This window comes from Blastococcus sp. SYSU D00669, from assembly GCF_054050715.1.
Genome location: NZ_JBJGZV010000001.1, coordinates 211,723 through 230,524, shown reverse-complemented (window position 1 = coordinate 230,524; position 18,802 = coordinate 211,723). Strand labels below are relative to the sequence as shown.

Annotated in this window: 16 protein-coding genes and 2 tRNA genes; 8 read left to right on the top strand and 10 right to left on the bottom strand. The window is 75.2% G+C overall.

The window, feature by feature from the left end:
* The first annotated feature begins 62 nt into the window (after positions 1-62).
* From ACI8AF_RS01080 to ACI8AF_RS01065, 4 genes are all read left to right on the top strand, one after another.
* Positions 63-1,604, top strand: a complete 1,542-nt coding sequence (locus tag ACI8AF_RS01080) for an AMP-binding protein (protein ID WP_456537802.1) — start codon at positions 63-65, stop codon at positions 1,602-1,604.
* 1,585 nt (positions 1,605-3,189) lie between these two features.
* Positions 3,190-3,804, top strand: a complete 615-nt coding sequence (locus tag ACI8AF_RS01075; protein WP_456537801.1) for a hypothetical protein — start codon at positions 3,190-3,192, stop codon at positions 3,802-3,804.
* Positions 3,805-3,964: 160 nt separating this feature from the next.
* A complete protein-coding gene (locus ACI8AF_RS01070) occupies positions 3,965-5,179 on the top strand; it encodes a DegT/DnrJ/EryC1/StrS family aminotransferase (protein ID WP_456537800.1) in 1,215 nt (404 codons plus the stop codon).
* A gap of 64 nt (positions 5,180-5,243) precedes the next feature.
* The gene (locus ACI8AF_RS01065; RefSeq protein WP_456537799.1) at positions 5,244-6,026 is read left to right on the top strand and encodes an alpha/beta fold hydrolase; all 783 of its coding nucleotides are present in this window, start codon (positions 5,244-5,246) and stop codon (positions 6,024-6,026) included.
* On the opposite strand, the gene ACI8AF_RS01060 is transcribed toward ACI8AF_RS01065, so the two are convergent.
* The 5 genes from ACI8AF_RS01060 to ACI8AF_RS01040 form a co-directional block, all read right to left on the bottom strand.
* A complete protein-coding gene (locus ACI8AF_RS01060) occupies positions 6,002-6,178 on the bottom strand; it encodes a hypothetical protein (RefSeq protein WP_456537798.1) in 177 nt (58 codons plus the stop codon). The two genes, ACI8AF_RS01065 and ACI8AF_RS01060, sit on opposite strands and share 25 nt — an antisense overlap.
* A 143-nt stretch (positions 6,179-6,321) precedes the next feature.
* Positions 6,322-6,394, bottom strand: a tRNA-Arg gene (locus ACI8AF_RS01055).
* Between the two features lie 76 nt (positions 6,395-6,470).
* A complete protein-coding gene (locus ACI8AF_RS01050) occupies positions 6,471-7,421 on the bottom strand; it encodes a zinc metalloprotease HtpX (RefSeq protein ID WP_456537797.1) in 951 nt (316 codons plus the stop codon).
* 25 nt (positions 7,422-7,446) lie between these two features.
* Positions 7,447-8,265, bottom strand: coding sequence for an ABC transporter permease subunit (locus tag ACI8AF_RS01045; RefSeq protein WP_456537796.1), 819 nt, complete (start codon positions 8,263-8,265; stop codon positions 7,447-7,449).
* Positions 8,262-9,167, bottom strand: a complete 906-nt coding sequence (locus ACI8AF_RS01040; RefSeq protein ID WP_456537795.1) for an ABC transporter ATP-binding protein — start codon at positions 9,165-9,167, stop codon at positions 8,262-8,264. The genes ACI8AF_RS01045 and ACI8AF_RS01040 overlap by 4 nt, the downstream gene beginning before the upstream one ends.
* A gap of 211 nt (positions 9,168-9,378) precedes the next feature.
* Here ACI8AF_RS01040 and ACI8AF_RS01035 point away from each other — a divergent pair, with 211 nt between their 5' ends.
* Positions 9,379-10,689: a flavin monoamine oxidase family protein gene (locus ACI8AF_RS01035; protein ID WP_456537794.1), complete on the top strand. Its 1,311-nt coding sequence runs from the start codon at positions 9,379-9,381 to the stop codon at positions 10,687-10,689.
* A gap of 30 nt (positions 10,690-10,719) precedes the next feature.
* Here ACI8AF_RS01035 and ACI8AF_RS01030 read toward each other — a convergent pair.
* Together ACI8AF_RS01030 and ACI8AF_RS01025 are read right to left on the bottom strand one after the other, a co-directional pair.
* Positions 10,720-10,808 (bottom strand) — tRNA-Ser (locus ACI8AF_RS01030).
* 159 nt (positions 10,809-10,967) lie between these two features.
* Positions 10,968-12,173: an MFS transporter gene (locus tag ACI8AF_RS01025; RefSeq protein ID WP_456537793.1), complete on the bottom strand. Its 1,206-nt coding sequence runs from the start codon at positions 12,171-12,173 to the stop codon at positions 10,968-10,970.
* 107 nt (positions 12,174-12,280) lie between these two features.
* Here ACI8AF_RS01025 and ACI8AF_RS01020 point away from each other — a divergent pair, with 107 nt between their 5' ends.
* Together ACI8AF_RS01020 and ACI8AF_RS01015 are read left to right on the top strand one after the other, a co-directional pair.
* Positions 12,281-12,811: a CGNR zinc finger domain-containing protein gene (locus ACI8AF_RS01020; protein ID WP_456537792.1), complete on the top strand. Its 531-nt coding sequence runs from the start codon at positions 12,281-12,283 to the stop codon at positions 12,809-12,811.
* 23 nt (positions 12,812-12,834) lie between these two features.
* Positions 12,835-13,815: a D-alanine--D-alanine ligase family protein gene (locus ACI8AF_RS01015; RefSeq protein WP_456537791.1), complete on the top strand. Its 981-nt coding sequence runs from the start codon at positions 12,835-12,837 to the stop codon at positions 13,813-13,815.
* Between the two features lie 79 nt (positions 13,816-13,894).
* Here the strand turns inward: ACI8AF_RS01015 and ACI8AF_RS01010 are convergent, their stop codons facing one another.
* The 3 genes from ACI8AF_RS01010 to ACI8AF_RS01000 are packed head-to-tail and all read right to left on the bottom strand — an operon-like array spanning position 13,895 to position 17,299.
* Positions 13,895-15,007, bottom strand: a complete 1,113-nt coding sequence (locus ACI8AF_RS01010; protein ID WP_456537790.1) for a hypothetical protein — start codon at positions 15,005-15,007, stop codon at positions 13,895-13,897.
* Positions 15,008-15,038: 31 nt separating this feature from the next.
* Positions 15,039-16,562 (bottom strand): Mur ligase family protein, encoded by a 1,524-nt coding sequence (locus ACI8AF_RS01005; protein ID WP_456537789.1) that lies wholly within the window; start codon positions 16,560-16,562, stop codon positions 15,039-15,041.
* Positions 16,559-17,299: an alpha/beta fold hydrolase gene (locus ACI8AF_RS01000; RefSeq protein ID WP_456537788.1), complete on the bottom strand. Its 741-nt coding sequence runs from the start codon at positions 17,297-17,299 to the stop codon at positions 16,559-16,561. The genes ACI8AF_RS01005 and ACI8AF_RS01000 overlap by 4 nt, the downstream gene beginning before the upstream one ends.
* A 55-nt stretch (positions 17,300-17,354) precedes the next feature.
* Between ACI8AF_RS01000 and ACI8AF_RS00995 the strand changes: the two genes are divergently transcribed.
* Positions 17,355-18,788, top strand: coding sequence for a phosphatase PAP2 family protein (locus tag ACI8AF_RS00995; protein ID WP_456537787.1), 1,434 nt, complete (start codon positions 17,355-17,357; stop codon positions 18,786-18,788).
* Positions 18,789-18,802: the final 14 nt, after the last annotated feature.

Sequence of the window (18,802 nt, the reverse complement as noted above, 5' to 3'; positions counted from 1 at the left end):
CGCGCCAACGTTAGGGACGCTCCCCGAAGCGCGACAGGTGCCCGCGCGCGTGGGATCGGCCCATGACAGCGATCTCCAGTCCCGTTCCGCCCGTCGCCGTCCCCGACGTCGACCTGCCCGCCTTCCTGCTCGCGGGCGCGGCCCGCCGCGGCGACCGCCCCGCGTTCGTCGACGGCCCGACCGGCCGCGCCCTCTCCTCCGCCCAGGTCGAGACGCTGGCCTGCCGCGTGGCCGGCGGGCTGGCCGCCCGCGGCTTCCGGCCCGGCGACGTCCTGGCGGTCCTCGCGCCCAACCTGCCCGAGTGGCCCGTGGTGATGCTCGGCGCGCAGCTCGCGGGCGGCGCCGTCACGCCGATCAACCCGCTGTGGACGGCGGAGGAGATCGCGCACCAGCTGCGCGACTCCGGCGCGCGGACCCTGGTCACCGTCGGGCCGTTCGCGGACAAGGCGCGGGCCGCGGGCGCGACCGACGTCCTGGTGATCGGTGAGGACTCCTTCGCCTCGCTGATCGCCGCCGGTGAGCCCTGCCCCGACGTGCGGATCGACCCGGCGCGCGACGTCGCGCTGCTGCCCTACTCGTCGGGGACGACGGGGCTGCCGAAGGGGGTGCGGCTGACCCACCGCAACGTCGTCGCCAACGTCTGCCAGAGCCGCGCGGTGATCGCGATGCGGGACGACGACGTGATGATCGGCGTGCTGCCGTTCTTCCACGTCGCCGGCTTCTGCGCCTCGATCTGCCTGACCCTCGACGCCGGCGCGACGGTGGTGACCCTGCCGCGGTTCGACCTCGAGGCGGCGCTGCAGCTGGTCGAGCGGTACCGCGCGACCCTGCTGCCCTCGGCGCCGCCCGTGGTCCTGGCGCTCGCCCGCTCCCCGCTCGTCGACCGCTACGACCTCTCCTCGCTGGACGCGGTGATGTGCGGGTCGGCGCCCCTGTCCGCCGAGCTCGAGCAGGAGGCCGCGCGGCGGCTCGGGCGACCGGTGCTGCAGGTGTACGGGCTCACCGAGACCAGCCCGATCCTGTCGATCTGCCGCCGCGACGGCAGCGGCCACACCCCCGGCGCGGTCGGCACGCTGGTGCCCGGCACCGAGGCCCGCCTGGTCGACCCCGCCACCGGCGCCGACGTGCCCGCGGGCGCGACCGGCGAGCTGTGGTTCCGCGGCCCGCAGGTGATGGCCGGCTACCTCGGCGACCCCGCGGCCACGGCCGCCGCGATCGACGCCGAGGGGTGGTTCCGCTCCGGCGACCTCGGCACGGTCACCGCGGACGGCGAGGTGTTCGTCGTCGACCGCGTCAAGGAGCTGATCAAGGTGAGCGGGTTCCAGGTGGCGCCGGCCGAGCTCGAGGCGCTGCTGGTCACCCACCCCGGCGTCCTGGACGCGGCGGTGATCGGCCGGCCGGACGCGCGCACCGGGGAGCGGCCGGTGGCCTTCGTCGTCCCCCGAGGGGCGCTCGACCCGGCCGAGCTGGTCGAGTGGGCCGCCGCGCGGACGGCGCACTACAAGCGTCTGGCCGGGGTCGACGTGGTCGAGGCGGTCCCGCGCTCGCCGGCGGGCAAGATCCTGCGCCGCGCCCTGCGTGACCGCAGCGCCGTCCCCGCCTGAACGCCACCGCCGGGGCTTCCGACACTCTCCGTGAGGGCCGGCGCGGGCAACGGCGCAGGACCGGACGGCCGGCGCACCGGCTGTCGCACGGCTCTGCACGTAGTGCGGTCGCCGTGCGCGCCGGTGGACCGGCGCGATCCGCATGTCGAGCGATCCGACTGCTGTCGCCACTCTTCCGATCACTGAAGGTCACCGCAGGCCGTGCCCGGCTCATCGGGCGGGAGGGAGGGTTGCCACCTCGGACGTGCGCGGCGCATGGTCCGGCTGACCGCGGCACCCGTCGCTGCGGGGGTGGTCCCGCCGCTCCGCGGGGGCACCCTCCCCCGAGAATCAGGGGTCTGGGGTGGGCACGAGAGCGCTGCCGTCGTCGCCCGGCGACGTCGTCCGGTTGGACGACGCCCGCCGGGAGATGCGGCTGCGCCTCGAGGAGCAGCCCCCGGGTCGCCGGACCGGACGCCGGCTGCTCGTGCTGGTCGTCCTGGTCGTCAGCGGCTTCGCCCTCCTCGTGGCACTCGCCGGTCCCGCGTCCGCGGCATCGCCGGGGTCCGCGAGCGCGGACCCGCCGGTGAGCGCGGGGCCGCCCGAGAGCACCCCGGCCTCCGACCATCCGGGCGGTCCGCCGGCCGATCCGCCCGCCAAGCCCACGAGTCCTCCCGGTGATCCGGCCGAGCCCGCCGGGCGGCCCGGCGGACCCACCGAGCCTCCTGGCGAACCCGCCGAACCTCCTGGCGAACCCGCCGAGCCGCCCGCCCCGGTGGCCGATCCACCTGTCGAACCGGCCGATCCCGCCACCGAGCCCACGGAGCCCACCGAGCCTGCCGGCGAGCCCACCGAGCCTCCCGGCGAACCCACCGAGCCGCCCGCCCCGGTGGCCGATCCACCTGTCGAACCGGCCGATCCCGCCACCGAGCCCACCGAGTCTCCCGGCGAGCCCACCGAGCCTGCCGGCGAGCCCACCGAGCCTCCCGGCGAAGCAGCCACGCCGCCGGGCGAGCCCGCCGACGCACCCCCTCAGCCCCCTGTTCCTCCGAGTGCGCCCATCGACGTGCCTCCGGCCGCCGAACCGCCGACGACCGTGCCTCCGGCCACTGAGCCGCCCACCACCGGGCCCCCGGCGGCCGAGCCGCCCACGACCGTGCCTCCGGCCACCGAACCGCCCACGACCGTGCCTCCGGCCACCGAACCGCCCACGACCGTGCCTCCGGCCACTGAGCCGCCTCCCGCCGAGCCTCCGGCCGCCGGGCCGTCCACCACCGCGCCTCCCGTCACCGGGCCGTCCACCACCGCGCCTCCGGCTACCGAGCCGCCCAGCACCGCGCCTCCCGTCACCGGGCCTCTCGCCACCGAGCCGCCCACCACCGCGCCTCCCGTCACCGGGCCGTCCACCACCGCGCCTCCGGCTACCGAGCCGCCCAGCACCGCGCCTCCCGTCACCGGGCCTCTCGCTACCGAGCCGCCCGCCGCCGAGGCCCCCGGTGTCCGGCCGGCGACCGCCCCCGCCGCGGACCACTCGAGCGCCCCGCCCGCCGCTGCGCAGCCCGTCGAGCAGCCGACCGCCCCGCCGGCCGACACCCAGGCCGCCGACGTGGCCCCGCCGGCCGCGACCACGCCCACCACCGACCCGCCGGCCGACGCCCCGGTCGCCGAGCAGCCGGTTGCCGCGGTCGAGGTGGTGGTCGCGACCACTACGGAGGCCACCGCGCCCTCCTCGACCGACACGGCGCCCGAGCCGGCCGAGCTCCTGGAGGCCACGCCCCTCTCCGAGCTGCCGGCACCGACGACGTTCACAGCGGTCGCCCTGCTCCTGACCTGCGGGGCTTCGCCGCAGGGCGACGACGCAGTGCGGGAGGCGACGCCGCGGTACGTCGTCGTGGCGGCCACCCGGGTCGGGGACCCGGCCGTCGCGACGATCACGCAGACCGCCGGCGCCGGGGGCACCACCGCCCCGCCGCTGTCGCACGCGCCACCTCACCCGTCCACGCCGCTACCGGCGCCGGCGCCCTGCCCCACCACTCACGCCGGGGCGGCCTCGACCGTCGGCGCCTCTGCGTCGGCGCGCGGGAAGCACCGCCACAGCGTCGACGCCTACCTGCCCGTCGTCGGCCCGACCGCGGCGCTCCCGTCGTCGTCGTGGGTGGAACCCGACGTCCTCGCCGACCCGGTCGAGCGGACGACCGCTCCGGGGAGCAGCCCCGGCTGACCCCGCCGAGGCCGTGCGGCCTGCCCGCACGGCTCCGCGGACCGCGCACGCCGGGCGCCGCCCGAACGGTCGGACGCCGTCGCTCCCGGAGGCCGCAGAGGTCGCCGCCATCCCTGTCCGCCTGCCCGCACCGTCGCGGGAACCGTGAGGACCACCCCTGATGTCAACCGCTGAATCCGCGCACCCCGTCCCGGTCCCCCGGATCACGGCCGCCCCGTCGTCCGACGCGGTCGGCGAGGCGGTGCCGGACCGCCTCGGGAACCCTCCGTTCATCCCCCTGCTCGACGTCCGGGCCGGCACCCGGCTGCTGCGCGGGGAACTGGACCGTGCCTGGCGGACCGTCCTGGCGCACGGCCGGTTCACCGACGGCCCGGAGGTGGAGACCTTCGAGAGCCAGTTCGCCGACTACTGCGGCACGTCCGCCTGCGTCGGGGTCGGATCGGGTTCCGACGCCCTGGAGCTGAGCCTCGCCGCGCTCGGCATCGGTCCGGGCGACGAGGTGGTGCTCCCGGGGAACGCCTTCGTGGGCACGGCCGAGGCGGTGTGCGCGGTCGGTGCGTTCCCCCGGTTCGTCGACGTGCTCCCGACGACGCTGCAGATCGACCCCGATGCCGTCGCCGGCGCCGTCAACCGCCGCACCGCGGCCGTCATCGCCGTCCACATGTACGGCCAGATGGCCGACGTCGACCGGCTCGAGGCCGTCGCGCAGCGGCACGGCCTGGTCCTGCTCGAGGACGCCACCCAGGCGCCCGGCGCGACGTTCGGGAGCCGCCGTGCCGGGAGCGTCGGCCTCGCGGCGGCCTTCAGCTTCGCGCCGGGCACCAACCTGGGTGGGCTGGGCGACGGCGGCGCCCTCGTGTCCGACGACTCCTGGCTCCTCGCCCGGGTGCGGCAGCTGGCCGACCACGGCCGCAGCCCCGACGACCGCCACGAGCACGGTCTGCGCGGCCGCCGGAGCCGGCTGGACACGCTGCAGGCCGCGGTGCTCGGCGTGAAGCTCGCCCACCTCGATGACGACAACCGGGCGCGCCGGATCCTGGTGCAGCGGTACCGCGAGCGGCTGCCGCTCGACTGCCCGCTGGTCGGTCAGCACCCGCAGGCGCAGTCGGTGCACCACCACGTCGTCGTCCAGGTGAAGGAGCGCGAGGCCGCCACCCGGGCGCTGAGCCGTGACGGCATCGGGTGGGCGCTGCACTACCCCGTCCCCTGCCACCGGCAGCCGGCCTTCGCCGAGTTCGCCGACGACGTGCTGCCGGTCGCCGAGCGCGCGGCCGAGCGCGTGCTGTCCCTCCCGCTGTCGCCGACCATGTCGTACGCGCAGGTCGACCGGGTGAGCGAGGTGCTCAGCCGGGAGAGGAGGCGGCGGCGCCGGTGACCGCTGAGATCTCCGGCGCCGGGGGGTCAGCACGGAGAGGGAACGAGGACCGAGGAGACCGACGATGGCGACGTACGTGCAGCTGGGGCCGGTGAACACCTGGTACGACGAGCGCGGGGAGGGGCGCCCGCTGGTGCTGCTGCACGGCGGACTGGTCGACACCCGCCTGTTCGAGCCGATCCTGCCGCCGCTGGTGGAGCGCTTCCACGTCTACCTGCCCGAGCGGCGCGGGCACGGGCGCACGGCTGACGTCGAGGGGCCGATCACCTACCAGGTGATGACCGACGACACGATCGCCTTCCTCGACACCGTCGTCGGCGGCCCGGCCGACCTGGTCGGCTACAGCGACGGGGCGTTCATCGCGATGCTCGTGGCGATCCAGCGTCCGGACCTGGTCGACCGGGTGGTCATGATCAGCGGAGGTTTCGACAAGTCCGGCGAGGCGGCGCCCGACCAGGAGTTCGACGTCGACGAGGTGGTGCAGTTCCTCGGCTCGTCGTACGGCGAGGTCTCCCCCGACGGCGAGGAGCACTTCCCGGTGGTCGTCGCCAAGATCGGCGAGCTGATGGTGAACGAGCCGCACGTGGACATCGCGGAGCTGGCGAAGGTGCGCGCGCGGTCGCTGGTGATGTTCTCCGACGACGACCTGATGACGCTGTCGCACGCGGTGGAGATGTTCGAGGCGCTGCCGAACGCCGAGTTCGCCGTCGTCCCGGGGACGTCGCACTTCCTGGTCAGCGAGAAGCCGCACCTGGTCAACGCGCTGCTGACCGACTTCCTGACCAACGAGCCGGTGCCGACGATGGCGCCGATCCGGCGGGCTCAGAAGGAGTGGGCCTCGTCGTAGCCGTAGTCCTGGTCGAGCTCCGGCGTCCGCTGCGGGGCCGGCCTCTGCGGCTCACGGCTCGGCGGAGGCTGCGGCGCGGCCGGCCGGCGCACGTCGGCGTGCACCTCGTCGTAGCCGTAGTCGCCGACGGTCTGGTCGCTGTTCGGCTCCATCAGAACTCCTGGGAGAGGGCGGTGCCGTCGTCCCGCATGCTTCTCCCGCGCGCGACCGCCCACAAGACGAGGCCCCCGCAGGACGACGCGGCCCCGGCTCTTCCGTCGAAGAACCGGGGCCGCGGCGCTGTCTCAACCAGACGCGCGCCCGAAGGGACTCGAACCCCTAACCTTCTGATCCGTAGTCAGATGCTCTATCCGTTGAGCTACGGGCGCAGCACCGCGCGAGCGGCGCAGGGACCAGTGTACCGGGCGCCGGCGCCTCGCCGCCGGGGGCCCTCGACCGGCGCGCTCACCAGCGGATCCCCGGAGCGCGCAGCCGCGGGGCGTCGCCGACCGGCGGTCGGCCGGCGGGTGGCGCGTGCCGGTGGTCGCCCAGGTGCCGGCTTGGGTCCCGCGGCACGAGCTCGCGCAGCCGGCGGGCCCGCTCCCCCGTCGCCGGGTGGGTCCGCAGCACCAGCGGGTCGGGCACCCGCCCGCGGGGCACCATCGTGCGCTCCCAGATCTGGCCGGTCGCCCGCTCCAGCTCCTCCAGCGCCGAGGCCAGCCCCTCGGGGTCCCCGGTCAGCGCGGCGCCCTCCAGGTCGGCGTCGAACTCGCGCGAACGCGACAGCGCCAGCTGCGCCAGGTTCACCGCAGTCGGCAGCAGGATCAGCACGCCCGAGACGACCAGCGGCCGCAGGTCCCCGCCCAGCGTCAGGGGCAGCGTGACCAGGACCGAGAACAGCCCGAGGTACGACAGCCCCTGCACCAGCCGGCCGACGGCGTCCGACAGGCTCATCACCGTGGTGTCGCCGGCCCGCACGTGGCCGATCTCGTGGGCGAGCACCCCGGCCACCTCCCGGCTGGTCAGCCGCCGCAGCAGCCCGTCGGTGACCGCCAGCGAGGCGTCGTCCCCCCGGCCGACCGCGAACGCGTTGGGCACCGAGCTCGCGACGTAGTAGAGCGTCGGCGCCGCCGGCAGCCCGGCCCGCTGGGCCAGCACCGCGACGGTGCGGTGCAGCCCCGGCGCCGCGTCGTACGGCAGCTGCTGCGCGCCGTACATGGCCAGGACGGCGCGGGCGGGCATCCGCGGCCGCAGCAACGCCAGGACGCCGCCCGCGACGAGGATCGCGACCAGCCCCGAGAGGCCGAACAGCATCCACGCCAGCAGGGCGGCGACCAGCACCAGTCCGCCGAGCAGCACCACGCTCTGGACGGCGTTGCGCACCTTCTGCCGTCGCCGCGCGCCGGGATCGAGCACGCGGTCATCCGACCACGCGAGACCCTCAGGCGTCCCGGCGCCGGAAGACGGCGTAGCCGATGACCAGCACGACGGCGGTCTCGGCCGCGAACACCGCCAGACCCACCCACGGGTCGAGCAGATCCGGGTTGAACGGCACCGGCTGGGTGACGACGCCGCCGGCGTTGCCCGGCATCAGCTTGGTCACCCACTCCCCCCACGCGCCGGGGAGCAGCATCGCCATGTTGCCGAGGACGAAGACGGTGCCGAGCACGATCGACAGCGCCGCGGCGGTGTGCCGTACCAGCAGCCCGACGCCGGCGGCGAGCAGGCCGAGCCCGGCCACGTAGAGCCCGCTGCCGAGCAGCGACCGCAGCACGCCGTCGTCCGAGAGCGCGAGCCCGACGCCCTGCCGGTCGAGGAACCAGTTGCCCGCCAGGTAGCCGACGACGGCGGTGACCGTGCCGACGACGAACAGCGTGCCGCTGAGCACCAGCGCCTTGGCGGCCAGGACGGCGCCGCGCCGCGGCGTGGCCGTCAGCGTCGCCCGGACCATGCCGGTGGAGTACTCGCTGGTCACGACCATCGCGCCGAGGACGACGGCCAAGATCTGGGCGACCATCATCCCCCAGGTCACGAACGAGCCCGCCGACTCGCCGGCGCTGCCGTCGGCCAGCTCACCGGCGACCGCGGCGCAGAGCAGCGTGGTCAGCCCGGCGCCGACGACGAACAGCATGGCCGTCGACCAGGGCGTCGAGCGCACCGACCAGAACTTGATCCACTCCGACCGGAGGGTGGCGCCGAAACCGGGGGCACGGGTGCCGGACGCCGGGTCGAGCCGGACGACGTCGAGGGTGGCGGTCACCGGGCCACCGCCGCGTACTCGACGCTGCTCGCGGTCAGCGCCATGAACGCCTCCTCCAGCGAGGACTGGACCAGCGACAGCTCGTGCAGGTACAGCCCGTGCCGGCCGACGGTCTCGCCGATCGTCGCCGCGTCGACGCCCTGCACCCGCAGCTCGTCGTCCACGGTGGTGACCTCGGCGCCCGACCGGCGCAGCAGGTCGGCGACCTCGGCGCGCCGGGGGCTGCGCACGCGCACGAACGACGCGGCGTGCTCGGTGATGAAGTCGGCCATCGAGGAGTCGGCGAGGATCCGGCCCCGCCCGATGACCAGCAGGTGGTCGGCGGTCAGCGCCATCTCCGACATCAGGTGGCTGGAGACGAGCACGGTCCGCCCCTCGCCGGCCAGCCGCCGGGCGAGCGTGCGCACCCAGCGGATGCCCTCCGGGTCCAGCCCGTTGACCGGTTCGTCGAGGACGACGACCGGCGGGTCGCCGAGCAGCGCGACGGCGATACCGAGCCGCTGGCCCATGCCGAGCGAGAAGCCGCCGACCCGCTTGTCGGCGACCGCCTCGAGGCCGACCAGCCCCAGCACCTCGTCCACCCGCGCGCGGGGGATGCCGTTGCTCGCGGCCAGCCAGCGCAGGTGGTCGCGCGCCGAGCGGCCCGGGTGCAGCGCCCGCGCCTCGAGCAGCGCGCCGACCTCGCGCAGCGGCGCCGGGTGGTCCTGGTAGCGGCGGCCGTTGACGGTCACGCTGCCCGCCGTGGGCCGGTCCAGCCCCAGGATCATCCGCATCGTCGTCGACTTCCCGGCGCCGTTGGGGCCGAGGAAGCCGGTGACGCGGCCCGGCCGCACGGTGGCGTCGAGGGAGTCGACGGCGACCTTCTCGCCGTATGTCTTGGTGAGCCCTTGGGCGACGATCATGGGGACGAGCCTGTCGTCGTCCGGCCGCCGCGCCCATCGGGGAACGCCCTGATCCGCATGGGGGACGCCCCTGGAAAGCGCGGGCCCTTCGTGACGACGTCGGCACCGGACGTCGACCGCCGCGCCGGGGCAGGGCCGAACGCACCTGCCGACCGCCGACCCGAGCGCACTACCGTGCCCGCCTCTGCAGCCGGAAGCGCGGGAGGCCGCGATGACCTCGTCGGTGGAGCAGGACGTCCTCGTGGTGGGCGGTGGCCTCGCCGGGCTCACCGCGGCCCGAGAGCTGCGGCACGCCGGCCGGCGCGTGCTGGTGCTCGAGGCGCGGGACCGGCTCGGCGGCCGCGCGTACACCTCCCGTCTGGCCGGACGGGACGTGGAGCTCGGCGGCGCGCACGTGCACTGGTTCCAGCCGCACGTGTTCGCCGAGATCACCCGGTACGGGATCGCGTACCGGCCCCTGCCGATCCCCGAGCGGTGGTCGTACTGGAGCGGGGGACGGCTGAACGAGGGCTCGGTGGAGGACCTGGCGCCACGCCTGGCAGCGGCGTTCGAGGCGCTGTTCGCCGACGCGCGGGAGGCCTTCCCGCTGCCGCACCAGCCGTTCGCCGCGGCCGACGCCGTCGCGCGCCTCGACGGGCTGTCGGTGCTGGACCGCCTGGTGGCCACCGACCTGCCGCCGGTCGACCGGGACCTGGCCAACGCCATGCTCAGCACGTCGGCGTCGGCGCGCTGCGACGAGTCCGGGCTCGTGCACCTGATGCGCGAGTTCGCCCTGGCCGGCTGGAGCTTCCCGCTGTGGCTCGACGCGATGGGCTCGTTCGCGATGCGGACGGCGGACCTCGTCGACGCCCTGGTGGCCGACGGGGAGCCGGAGGTGCGCCTGTCGTCGCCGGTGACGACGGTCGAGCAGCACGACGGCACGGTCACCGCGAGCACCCGGGACGGCGCGCGGTTCTCCGCCGCCGCCGCCGTCGTCGCCGTGCCGCTCAACACGCTCGGCGCGGTGGGCTTCACGCCCGGGCTGAGCGACGCCGTCCAGGCCGTCGCCAAGGAGGGCCAGGCGAGCCACGGCGTCAAGCTGTGGGCCGTGGTGTCGGGGGCGGCGGAGCCGCTCATCGCGCTGGCGCCGGACGAGCGGGCGCTGACCGTCGTCCAGACCTGGGAGGTCCTCGACGACGGCCGCCAGCTCGTGTTCGCCTTCGGCCCGGACGCCGCGCGGGTGCCGCCCGCCGACGACCGCGCCGTCCGCGCCGTGCTCGCCGAGCTGCTGCCGTCGGAGGCCGCCGTCGAGGAGATCGCGGCCCACGACTGGTGGACCGACGAGTTCTCCCGGGGGACCTGGTCGATGTTCCGCCCGGGTCAGCACGCCGCGCTGCCGGCGCTGCAGGCACCGGAGGGACGGGTCGTCCTGGCCGGCGGGGACTGCGCGAGCGGCTGGAACGGCACGATGGACGGGGCCGTCGAGTCGGGGCTTCGGGCCGCGCGCGCCGTCGCCGGGGTGCTCGGGGGCCGGGAAGGCTGAGACCCCGCCACGTGGGGCGGGGTCTCGATGCGGAGGCTCCGGGATTTGAACCCGGGATGGGGGTTAACCCAAACCGCATTAGCAGTGCGGCGCCATAGACCGGACTAGGCGAAGCCTCCTGGGGACCGGGCGGGTCCACCGACGGCGAGGTTACCAGCGGGCGCCCGGGCTCCCCCAGCCGCCCGCCGCCGACGACACCGCCCGCGCTTCCCCCGCACCGCTCGCGCTGCAGAGCGGGTCGGGCGGGAGGAGAGCGGGCGGTGCGGGCCGCGCCGCGGTCAGGCGGCGACGGCCTCGCGGGAGGACGACGGCACGGCAGGACGGCGGCCGGGCACCAGGGTGACCGCGACCGCCAGCGCGGCGCCGACGGCGGCCAGCGCGAGCGAGCCGGACACCCCGAGCGACGTCTCGATCAGCGCCCCGCCGACCGCTGCGCCGATCGCCGAGGCCCCGAAGGCGATCGTCGACAGCCAGGTGAACGCCTCGGTGGTGGCGTGCGCCGGCGCGATGGCGCCGACCAGGTTGCTCTGCACGGTCAGCGTCGGCGCGATCGCCGTCCCGCCGAGGAACAGCAGGGCGCCCAGCACGAGCGGGCTGGAGATCGTCGCCAGCGGCGCGAGGCCGATCGTCACGCCCAGCAGGCCCCAGCGGTACTGGCGGGGCAGCGAGACGCTCACCACGCGGGCGCCGAACCAGAGGCCGCCGGCGACCGAGCCGAGCGACCACACCGCCAGCAGGACGCCGGACATGCCCGGCGAGCCGGCCTGGTCGGCGAACGCGGGGATGGCCACCTCGAGGGCGCCGAAGCCGAGCATCAGCGCCGAGCCGCTGAGCAGGATCCGCGGCATGCCCGGGGCGAGCACGGTGGAGAACAGGCTGGTCCGCACCTCGCGGCCGGGCGCCCAGCCGCGCAGCGCGGCCGACGTCGCGATGGCCACGGCACCGGAGGTCGCGAGCACGCCGGCGACGCCGACCGCGATCGCGGGGCTGGCCAGCACGGTCAGCGCGGCCACCGTCGTCGGGCCGATCACGAACACCAGCTCGGTGAAGGTGGCGTCGAGCGCGTACGCCGTCCCCCGCACCGACGGGTCCACCCGCGACCACAGGGCGCGGACGGTGCCGGACACCAGCGGCGTCGCCGTCCCGGCGGCGAAGGACGCGGCGACGATCGCCGGGGACGGCGCACCGCCGAGCACCACCGCCACCAGCAGGGTGAGCAGCAGCGGGTAGACGGCGGACTGCGCGAGCAGCACCGGGCGCGGACCCCGCCGGTCGGCCAGCCGGCCGAGGACCGGCGCCATGAGCGCCATCGCGATGCCGTGGGTGGCCGACGCCAGCCCGGCGATCGCGTAGGAACCGGTCTGCTGCTGCACCATGAGCAGCAGCGCCAACGGCACCATCGACGACGGCAGACGGCCGGCGAAGCCGGCGATGAGGAGCACCGGGGCGGAGGGCAGCCGCCACACGGTCAGGTACGCACGCACGGTGGAGCTCGTTTCGGTCTAGCGAGGGAAGAGGAACACGTAGTGGGTCAAACCGCGTTGACCCCCTACAGGATTCCCACACTAGGGATCCGGGGGTAGGGAGTCAAATGGACTACGACACCTACGGGTCGAGTGCGGTCGAGCTGGCCATCGACCTGGCCAACGCCGACCTCGAGCCCGAGGACGGCGTGGAGACGTTCCTCACGTCCCACGACGAGTGGTTCTCGCCGGGGACGTCGCTCGCGCTGGGCCCCAGGGAGACGGCGCGGACGCGGGAGACCGCCCAGCTCGTCCGGGCCGTCGCCGTCGCCGGCTCGCAGGCCGAGGTCATGGACCGCCTCAACGAGCTGCTGTCGCTGGCCCGCCCCCGCCCCTACGCCACCGACCACGACGGCGAGCTGCACCTGCACTACGCCCGCCCCGACGCGCCGGCCCTCGAGCAGTTGACGACGACGGTGGCGATGGGGCTCTCGCAGGTCGTCGTCCAGCACGGCTGGCAGCGGCTGGGCGTGTGCTCCGCCGAGGCCTGCGACAACGTCTACGTCGACACCTCGCGCAACGCCAGCCGCCGCTACTGCTCCAACACCTGCGCCAGCCGCTCGACGGTGGCCGCCTACCGCGCGCGCCGGAAGGCCTGAGCCGCCCTAGTAGCGTCTGCGCCATGACGCTGGACGACAGCTTCTCCGACCTCGGCCCCGTGGCCATCGTGGCCGGCGGCCTCTCGCACGAGCGGGCGGTCTCGCTGCTCTCCGGCGAGCGGCTCGAGCGGGAGCTGACCGCCCTGGGCATCGACGCGCACGTCGTCGACGCCGACACCGAGCTCCTGCGCGCGCTGCGCCACCACACCTACGCCGCCGTCCTGCCGACCATCCACGGCGACATCGGCGAGGACGGCACCCTGCAGACCGTCCTGCAGTTCGCCAAGGTGCCGTTCACCGGCTCGATCGGCGACTCCTGCCGGCTGGCCTGGGACAAGTCGATCGCCCGCACCCTCACCGAGCGCGCCGGGCTGCCCGCGCCGCCGTGGGCGGCGCTCACCTCGTCGTCGTTCAAGGAGCTCGGCGGCAACGAGGTCGTGCGGCACCTCGTCGAGGACCTCGCCTGGCCGCTGGTCACCAAGCCCAACCGGGGCGGCAGCGTGCTCGGCGTCCGCGGCGTCGACACCGTCGACGAGCTGCCCGCCGCGCTGATGCAGACCTTCGCCTACGGCGACACCGCCGTCATCGAGAGCTTCACCGAGGGCCTCGACGTCAGCGTCGCCGTCGTCGAGCTCGACGGCGAGCCGCAGGCCGCCGAGCCGGTCGGGCTCGAGTACGACAAGACCGACCGGTTCGACTTCGAGGCGCGCTACGACGCCGCCCGCATCCAGGTGCTCGCACCCGCGCCGCTGGCCGACGGCACGAAGAAGGCGCTGCAGGACGCAGCTGTCGCCGCGCACCGGGTGCTCGGCCTGCGCGACCTCTCGCGCACCGACTTCCTGGTCAAGGACGACGGCACCTTCGTGCTGCTGGAGGTCGCGGCGATCCCCGGCATGACGGAGACCTCGCTGTTCCCGTTCAGCGTCGAGGCCGCCGGCTGGCCGCTGGGCAAGGTGTTCGGCACCCTGCTCCGCCGCGCGATCGAGCGCACCAAGCCCGCCTGACCCGCGACGACGTGCGCTGAGGGGTGGTTCCGGCGTCCGGAACCACCCCTCAGCGCACTCGGTCGGGGAGTGCAGCCCCCTACCGGCCGAGGCCGGCGAGCTTGGCGGCGATCCCGCCGGCGGCGCGCAGCGCCTCACCGCGGGCGAACGCCGCGACCTCCTGGCCCGAGCGGAACGAGGCCACCGCCTGGTCCAGCGCGTCGAGCAGCAGCTGGGACGGCGAGTCGTCGGGCCACAGGTACAGCGACATCGCGCCCGGGATGTTGTTGACCTCGTTGACGTAGAGCTCGTCCTCGCCGTTGCTGAGGAAGTCCAGCCGCGCCAGGCTGCCCAGCCCGACCAGGTCGCTGACCTGCTCGGCGAGCGTGCGGATGCGGTCGGCCAGCTCCTCGGAGATCGGCGCCGGCATCTCGCGCGGGGCCCGGTTGATGCCCGACTCGTGCAGGTACTTGTCGCGGTAGCTGTAGAAGGAGTCGTCGCCCTCGCGCAGCGGCTTCTCGATGAGCGACGTCCGGAACCGCGGGTGCGTGACCACGGCGATGTTGAGGTCGAAGAGGTCGGGCCGGTACGGCTCGACGACGGCGCCGGCCTGCAGGTGCACGCTCTGCTTGACCAGCCCGGTCGCCGTCGCGAGGTCCTCGACGATCTCGATGCCGATGCTCGAGCCGCCGAAGCGCGGCTTGACGATGTACGGCCCGTCGAACTCCGGCTCCCGGAAGCCCTTGCCCAGCGCCACCCGCGGCAGCGAGGGCAGCCCGGCCGAGGCGACCGTCGAGCCGAACGACAGCTTGTCCACCGACAGCGCGCCCGCGTACAGGCTGCCGCCGGTCGAGGGCACGTACATCGCGTCGAAGATCGCCCGCCCGCCGCCGGCCTCGGCCGTGCCCCCGTGGAAGCAGCTCAGCACGGCCTCCGGCCGGTGGTGCTTGGGGCGCAGGCCCTTCGTCGTCCGCCAGCCGCCGTCCGGGCCGAGCACGGGCTCCACCCGGGTGGCCGCCTTGGGCGCGCCGTCGACGAAGTCACGCGCCTCGCTCTCGACCGGCACGAGGTGCCAGGCGCCGGAGCGGTCCCAGTAGAGCGGGAGCACCTCCTTGCCGGCCTTCTCGAGCAGCCGCGCTGCCTGCAGGCCGGTCAGGATGCTGATGTCGTGCTCCGACGAGGGGCCGCCGAACGCGACAGCTACCCGCTGCATGGTTCCTCCTGCCATCGGTCGACCACCCCGGTCACGGGTAGTGGTCGGGTAGGTCGTTCTCGAAGAGGACGACGTCGCCGGGTCCGGCCGCCGCCCCGACCTTGGTCATCGCCTCGCTGCGACTGCGCGCCAGGATGCGCCGGTCCTCGGTCGAGCCCTCCACCAGGGGCCGCCGGTTGGTCTCGCCCACCACGACCAGCGTCGCCTGCGGCACGGCCATCACCTGGCGGGCGAACTCGGCGTTGCGCGCGTCCTGCTGGTCGCCGAGCTCCACCATGCCCGGCGTCACCACCCACAGCCGGTGGCCCTCGCTCAGTTCCGCGGCGTGGTCGAGCGCCTGCTTCGCGCCGTTGGGGTTGGCGTTGTAGGTGTCGTCGATGATCGAGATGCCGCTGGCGTCGGCCTGCACCTCGGCGCGGTGGGCGACCCCGGGCAGCCGGCGGCGCAGCGTGCCCACGATGCCGGTCCACCCGACGCCGAGGGCGCGGGCGATGCCGATCGCGACCGCCAGGTTGGTCGGGTGCCCGGTGCCCGGCGGCTCGGCGATCACCGCGCGCTGCTCGGTGGCGTCGCGCACCTCCCAGGTGCCGCCGTGCGCGACGACGGCGACGTCGGCCCCGGTGTCGGGCTGCGCGGAGACACGGACGACGGTCTTGGTGGCGGCCAGCTCGTCGGCCGCGGCCGCCAGCTCGGGGACGTCGACGTTGAGGACGACGATCTCCGCCTGCTCGACGATCTCCAGCTTGGCGCGGACGATCGTCGCCCGGCTGCCCATGCGCTCGAGGTGCGCCTCGCCGATCGTGGTGATCGCGGCGACCTTGGGCGGGAAGATCTTGGTCAGCCGCGAGATCTCGCCCGGGCCGTAGGTGCCCATCTCGGCGACGAAGACCTTCGTGCCGGGTGCGAGGCCGTCGTTGACGCTGCGCGAGAGGCCCATCAGGTTGTTGAAGCTCGCCGGGCTGGCGTAGACGCTCGTCTGGCCGGCCAGCAGAGCCTCGGTGTAGGCCTTGGTCGACGTCTTGCCGTAGGAGCCGGTGATCGCGACGACGTCCGGCGCCACCTGGGCCAGCTTGGCCTGCGCGCTGGTCACGAACTTCTTCGACAGCGCGTTCTCGAGCGGCTTGAGCGCCGCCAGGACGCCGTCGGTGATCGGCGCGCCGAACGGGATGAGGACGGCGTTGACCGTCGGGTTGCGGAACGCGACGGCGACGGCGGCGTGCACCAGCACCCAGCCGCCGGCCAGCCGGCGCAGCCGCGGCGTGAACGCCGGGCGCGGGAACGGCTTGCGGACCACGAGCCCGGTCGGGGCCGCGGCGAACGACAGCGCCGCGGGCGCGACCAGGCCGGGCACCCTGGCCGACGCGATGGCGAACGCGGCCCCGAGCGCGTACGGCGCGCCGGACGACGGCTTCTTGGTCAGCCACAGCCGCAGCGTGGAGGTGCAGCGGCCCGGCTCGTAGTGCTCGCGCTGGGCGACCCGCCACCAGGTCAGGCCGGCGACGGCCGAGCCGGCGGCGGTGGCGACCCACTCCGCGGCCGTGAGCCAACCGTTCACGCGGCGTCCACCATCGCGCGCAGCCGCTCGTTGATCGTCTTGGCCAGCGGGGTGTCGAGCAGGTGCGCGGAGCCGTCGACGACGGTCAGCGTGCCGCCGGTCCGCTCGGCGATCTCCCGCGCGGTGTCCACCGTCGCGGCGGTGTCGTGCTCGCCCCACACCAGCTCGATCGGGCCGTCGTACCCGCGCAGGCGGGTGAGGACGTCGTCGTAGGTCTCGTTGACCGTGCGCACCAGCACCGCGCGCATGACCCCCTCCGCTGCCTTGTAGTCGGCAGAACCGTACTTGCGCCGGGCCGCCTCCATGCGCGCCTCGCTGAGCACGCCGACGCGGCGGGCCAGCTTGGCGGCCCGGTACCCCAGCGGCGCCCGGCTCGCGCCCGTCGCCCGGCGGATCAGCGGGACGCCGGTGAGCAGCAGCCCGCCGACCAGGTCGGGGTGGGCGGCGGTGAGGCGGGCGGCGACGCGGCCGCCGAAGGAGTGCCCGACCAGCACCGGCCGGTCCAGCGACTCGACGAGCGGGACGAGGTCCTCGGCGTACTCCGCGGTGCCCCAGCCCTCGCCGGGCGCCGGCGAGGAGCCGAAGCCGCGCAGGTCGACGGCCAGCGCGTCGAGGCCGGCGAGCACCGGCGCCCAGTCGGCGCGGGTGCGGCCCCAGCCGTGCAGCGCGAGCACCCGGTCCGGTCCGCGGCCGAAGCGCTCGGCCACGTAGCGGTCGTCCAGGAGGCTCACGAGCACCCCCGCAGGCTACCGGCCGGGCGCGGGACGGCAGGTTCGGCACTACGGTCCACCCGTGCCTCACCCCCGGACCTGGGACGCGCGGCTGCACGCGTTCATCGGGCGCCTGCCCAGCTCACCGGCCGACCGCTGGCTGCGCCGGCTGTCGAACGCGGCCAACCACGGGCGGTTGTGGATGGTGCTCGCCGTCGTGCTGGGCCTGCGCAAGGGATCGCTGCGCCGCGGGGCGATCCGCGGGCTCGGCTCGATGACCGTCTCCAGCGCCGTCGTCAACCTGCTGCTCAAGCGGTTCTTCGGCCGGGTGCGGCCCGACATGGCCAACCTCCGCTCCGACCGCAAGCTGCGCCGCGACCCGGTGACGCTGTCGTTCCCCAGCGGGCACTCGGCCTCGGCGGCGGCGTTCGTCACCGGCGTCGCGATGGAGAACACGCTCGCCGGGACGGCGCTGGCGCCGGTGGCCGCCGCGGTCGGCTACTCGCGGGTGCACGTGGGCGTGCACTACCCCGGTGACGTCGCCGCCGGGTTCGTCGCGGGCGCCGCGGTGGCCGCGGCCACCGAGCACTGGTGGAAGGTGCGCCCGCGCACCCCGGCGCGGGTCCGGCCGGCGCACTCGGCACCCGCGCTGCCCGACGGCGAGGGCATGGTGATCGCCGTCAACCCGCGGTCGGGCACCGACGACTACGACCCGGTGGCGGAGATCGCGAAGCTGCTGCCCCGCGCCCGGGTGCGGGAGATCGGCGAGGACGACGGGGTGACCGAGATCCTGCAGGAGGCGGCCGCGTCCGGCGCCCGCGCGCTCGGGGTGGCCGGAGGCGACGGCAGCGTGGCCGCGGCCGCCGCGGTGGCCGTGGAGCACGGGCTGCCGCTGGCCGTCGTCCCGGCCGGGACGCTCAACCACTTCGCTCGGGACGTCGGGGTGGCCACGCTCGAGGACGCGGCCGACGCGGTGACCCGGGGCTCTGCGGTCAAGGTCGACGTCGCCACGGTGAACGGCACGACGTTCCTCAACACCGCCAGCATCGGCGCCTACCCGGCGATGGTCCGCCGGCGCGACGAGCTGGCCGGGCGCATGGGCAGGTGGGCGGCGATGACCGTGGCCTCGGCCCAGGTGCTGCGCTCGCACGAGCCGGTCTCGCTGCTGGTCAACGGCCGCCCGGTGCGGGTGTGGATCCTCTTCGTGGGCAACTGCTGCTACACCCCGCGCGGGCTGGCGCCGGCCTGGCGGCCGCGGCTGGAGGACGGGCTGCTCGACGTGCAGTTCCTGCGCGCCGACGTCCGGTTCAGCCGCACCCGGGCGGTGGCCGGCAGCCTGCTCGGCGTCAGCGAGCGCAGCTCCGGCTACGAGCAGCTGCAGGTGGAGTCGCTCGACGTCGTCAGCCGGTTGGGCGGTCAGCAGGTGGCCTACGACGGCGAGACCGGCGAGACGGCCGCCGAGTTCCGCTTCCGCAAGGGCGCGAGCCTGACCGTCTACTGCTGCCGCACCGACTGAGCCACCGGGTTGTG

What these genes read in the sequence shown, in the direction of transcription:
- ACI8AF_RS01015 (WP_456537791.1), top strand. Translation starts at nt 12,835, where the DNA reads ATGACGCTGGACGACAGCTTCTCCGACCTCGGCCCCGTGGCCATCGTG.
- ACI8AF_RS01070 (WP_456537800.1), top strand. Translation starts at nt 3,965, where the DNA reads ATGTCAACCGCTGAATCCGCGCACCCCGTCCCGGTCCCCCGGATCACG.
- ACI8AF_RS01040 (WP_456537795.1), bottom strand. Translation starts at nt 9,167, where the DNA reads ATGATCGTCGCCCAAGGGCTCACCAAGACATACGGCGAGAAGGTCGCC.
- ACI8AF_RS01035 (WP_456537794.1), top strand. Translation starts at nt 9,379, where the DNA reads ATGACCTCGTCGGTGGAGCAGGACGTCCTCGTGGTGGGCGGTGGCCTC.
- ACI8AF_RS01060 (WP_456537798.1), bottom strand. Translation starts at nt 6,178, where the DNA reads ATGGAGCCGAACAGCGACCAGACCGTCGGCGACTACGGCTACGACGAG.
- ACI8AF_RS01080 (WP_456537802.1), top strand. Translation starts at nt 63, where the DNA reads ATGACAGCGATCTCCAGTCCCGTTCCGCCCGTCGCCGTCCCCGACGTC.
- ACI8AF_RS01065 (WP_456537799.1), top strand. Translation starts at nt 5,244, where the DNA reads ATGGCGACGTACGTGCAGCTGGGGCCGGTGAACACCTGGTACGACGAG.
- ACI8AF_RS01010 (WP_456537790.1), bottom strand. Translation starts at nt 15,007, where the DNA reads ATGCAGCGGGTAGCTGTCGCGTTCGGCGGCCCCTCGTCGGAGCACGAC.
- ACI8AF_RS01020 (WP_456537792.1), top strand. Translation starts at nt 12,281, where the DNA reads ATGGACTACGACACCTACGGGTCGAGTGCGGTCGAGCTGGCCATCGAC.